This window comes from Pseudomonas sp., assembly GCF_030147005.1.
In the GTDB taxonomy this organism is placed as follows: domain Bacteria; phylum Pseudomonadota; class Gammaproteobacteria; order Pseudomonadales; family Pseudomonadaceae; genus Aquipseudomonas.
The window spans coordinates 1-2,899 of sequence record NZ_JASLAW010000150.1; the positions used below are offsets into that span (position 1 = coordinate 1).

General features: G+C 59.9%; 3 protein-coding genes. All 3 read right to left on the bottom strand.

Annotated features, from left to right (window positions below; all coding sequences use genetic code 11):
* Positions 1 to 194: cyclic pyranopterin monophosphate synthase MoaC (locus Q1V60_RS13790; RefSeq protein ID WP_300631225.1), on the bottom strand; the 194-nt coding region annotated here is incomplete at its 3' end.
* 146 nt (positions 195 to 340) lie between these two features.
* A complete protein-coding gene (locus Q1V60_RS13795) occupies positions 341 to 1,735 on the bottom strand; it encodes a PhoH family protein (RefSeq protein WP_057724660.1) in 1,395 nt (464 codons plus the stop codon).
* A gap of 340 nt (positions 1,736 to 2,075) precedes the next feature.
* Positions 2,076 to 2,899: polysaccharide deacetylase family protein (locus tag Q1V60_RS13800; RefSeq protein ID WP_300631229.1), on the bottom strand; the 824-nt coding region annotated here is incomplete at its 5' end.

The window sequence follows — 2,899 nt, forward strand, 5'->3', positions numbered from 1 at the left end:
GTGTTCGCCGTGGCCCGCATCGCCGGGATCCAGGCGAACACGTCGCCCTTGGGGTGGGCGCCGTCGACAATCATTTTCAGGGTGCCAGGCAACATGCGCACCCGCGCTTCGGCCACGGCTTCACGGAACGTCACGGCTTTGTCGGTGACGTCGACCATATGGGCGCGACCTTGGGAATCGAGATGAGTCAGCACAGCGTTACTCCTGAACAGGAGCCGCGATTGTAAACCCTGCAGGAGCGAGCTTGCTCGCGAAAAACCAAAGAACAACGCGGGCCCGAGTGGCCCCGCGTTATCATTGACGTTCTTCGCGAGCAAGCTCGCTCCTACAGGGACCGCCGTTACAGGTGCGACTCTGCGTATTCAGCCAGTATCGAACGAGGTACCCCTTGCAGCGCAATGTGCACGCCGTTCGGGAAGTCCTTGAAGCGTTCCGTCAGGTAAGTCAGCCCGGAGCTGGTCGCGGACAGGTAAGGGGTGTCGATCTGCGCCAGGTTGCCCAGGCACACCACTTTGGAACCGGCGCCGGCACGGGTGATGATGGTTTTCATCTGGTGCGGGGTGAGGTTCTGGCATTCATCGATCAGGATCAGGCTCTGCTGGAAGCTGCGGCCTCGGATGTAGTTGAGGGATTTGAACTGCAACGGCACTTTGCTGAGGATGTAGTCGACGCTGCCATGGGTGTTTTCGTCATCCATGTGCAAGGCTTCGAGGTTGTCGGTGATCGCCCCCAGCCACGGCTCCATTTTCTCGGCTTCGGTGCCGGGTAAAAAGCCGATTTCCTGGTCCAGGCCCTGCACGCTGCGAGTGGCGATGATGCGGCGATAGCGCTTGGTCACCATGGTCTGTTCGATGGCGGCGGCCAGGGCGAGGATGGTCTTACCGGAGCCGGCGGCGCCGGTCAGGTTGACCAGGTGGATGTCCGGGTCGAGCAGTGCGTACAGCGCCAGGCTCTGGTAGATGTCACGCGGTTTCAGGCCCCAGGCTTCCTGGTGCAGCAGGGGTTCCTGATGCAGGTCGAGGATCAGCAGTTTGTCGACCTGGATTTCTTTGATCCAGCCCACGAAGCCCTGTTCGTCGACGATGAATTCATTGATATGCACCGCCGGCAGGTTGTCGATCAGCTGGACCTGGTGCCACGTGCGGCCGTGGTCCTGGCGGGTTTCGACCTTGCTGACGCGGTCCCAGAACGAGCCGGTCATCATGTGGTAACCGCGCGAGAGCATCGACACGTCGTCGACCAGTTGGTCGGTGCTGTAGTCCTCGGCCGCGATCCCACACGCTCGGGCCTTGAGGCGCATATTGATGTCTTTGGTCACCAGCACCACGCGCAGGTCCTTGTCGCGCGCATGCAGGTCGATCAATTGGTTGATGATCTTGTTGTCGTTGAGGTTTTCCGGCAGCAGGCTGTTGGGCTCGTTGCGCTTGCTCATCAGGATCGACAGCAAACCCTTGGGCCCGCTTTTACCGCGCTGGATCGGCACGCCGACTTCAACATCCTCGGGCGAGGCTTCGCCCAGGGTCTTGTCGATCAGGCGGATGGCCTGGCGGCATTCGGCGGCAACGCTGTGGTGGCCGCTTTTGAGTTTGTCCAGTTCCTCCAGCACGATCATGGGGATGGCGACGTGGTGCTCTTCGAAGTTAAGCAGTGCGTTTGGATCGTGAATCAGTACGTTGGTATCAAGCACATAAAGGATTGGCTGGTCGGAAGAAGGGGTGCGTCCATGATCATCCATACTCGGTCACCTTTGTGGGAGCCAGTCGACGCAATACCTGGGCGGTGCTGCGCCTCGATTCGACCACCGACTGCACCTTGTGTGACGTCAAATGCAGTGCCCACATGAGGAGTCTTGGAAGACGCCACCTGTGCTGCAGGTTTCGGCGGTCTGACTTCGTAATACCGCAAAACCCATGACAGGAAAAAGCACTTTGACGCTTTTTTGAAGTTTATTTTTCAGGATGACGAATAGCACTAGCCGAGTGCCAGGTACCCCGTTAAAGTCGGAAGTCCGCCTGCATCGAAATGTCGCGGAAAATCACCCCAGAACGCCCTCTAAACCAACAGGGCCGGGCATTTCACCGAAATGCTTCACGGCAGTCCTGCCAGCCCAAACCACTCTGCGCCGTTGACTGCAACACCATCGGCAGTGCCGCCCGCGCCTTGTCCTGGGTGTCATGAAACACAATCACCCCTTTGCGCCACAGCAGCATCAGCGTCAGCACCCGTTGCGCCGACTCCTCGGCCTTGAGTTTGCCCGGATCGTCCTGGGAATCGATGTCCCACAACGCCACTTGCAGCCCCTGGGCCTGAAAAAACCCCTGGCTGTCCGCGCGCCGTTGCCCATAAGGCGGCCGGAACAACGGTACGTAGTTTTCCGGCAGCAGGTTCTGCACCAATGATGCGCTGCGAGTGACCGAATCCTGCCAGTCGACCCAGTGGCTGTGAGAACGGTACTGCCAACCCTGGATGCCCACACACTGCCCCTGGTACAGCGCCTGCACATCGGCAGCCGAGCTTCGTTCCACACGGGTTTGCAAGGCGCTGCCGAGGGCGAAGAACGTGGCGTTCATCTTTTGCTTGCGCAAGTAGTCGGCGAGCCACTCGGTATTGCCGCCGACCGCTGCCGGGCCGCCGTCGAAGGTCAGCAGGAACATGCGGTCGTTGAGTTCATCGCCATTGCGCTCATGGTCGCCGAAGCGTGCCACTTCGCTGCTGATCTGCGGGAACAGCGCGGCCTTGCGCAGCAGCTCGTCGAGATAGCGCTCATGAAAGTGCCGACTGGGGGCGGCCCAGCCTATATAGAAAGAGTCTTCACTGACCTCGAACTTGCCGGCCTGTTCGCGCAGGTCGTCCATGTTGTCCACCAGGAAGCAGAACGAGGCGTCTTCCTCGCAGCTCT